This window comes from Phocaeicola intestinalis (assembly GCF_014837065.1).
In the GTDB taxonomy this organism is placed as follows: Bacteria; Bacteroidota; Bacteroidia; order Bacteroidales; family Bacteroidaceae; genus Phocaeicola; species Phocaeicola intestinalis.
In genome coordinates, this window is record NZ_JACSPP010000160.1 from 1 (window position 1) to 520 (window position 520).

A 520-nucleotide genomic window follows, 5' to 3' on the forward strand; every position below is an offset into this window, starting at 1 on the left:
TTCCTCATCACAGAAGCAAAAATGCCTCAAAAACTCATCCCAAATCATCGCACGATAAATTCAAAACAGCTTCTTATTCCCTTTGCTCGTATAGCGCACGTCTGGAATCCGTTGCTGAGGAAACCCATTGAAAACAGCATCGTCAAATTCTGCTTTTATCTCTTCATCAGGTTGGTTAGGATTCATTTTTTCTCCGTAAATACGCCAAGGCCTCGTCCCATAAATAGCTTCGCCATTCATTTGCATCCAGGTGTGCAACTCTTTTATAATCGGAAATGTCTGTTTAGGGAAAGCTCCCTGACCATTAGGAGTCACATTTAATAACATATTTCCCCCTTTGCTGACTATATCCGTTAAATAACGTATAATCATATCTGGTTTTTTATATAAGGTATCATAACTAATACTTCGTTAAATTAATAGTTAATCCTTTGATAGCAAATAAGTTAATTAATAAAGTTTAGCAGAATAAAATAGGTCAAGTGGCTGAAATTCAGTACCTTTAATGGTATCTAACCAC

Annotated in this window: 1 protein-coding gene; it reads right to left on the reverse strand. The window is 36.2% G+C overall.

The window, feature by feature from the left end; all coding sequences use genetic code 11:
* Positions 1 to 60: 60 nt before the first annotated feature.
* A complete protein-coding gene (locus tag H9625_RS17510) occupies positions 61 to 405 on the reverse strand; it encodes an alpha-L-fucosidase (RefSeq protein ID WP_317173138.1) in 345 nt (114 codons plus the stop codon).
* Positions 406 to 520: the final 115 nt, after the last annotated feature.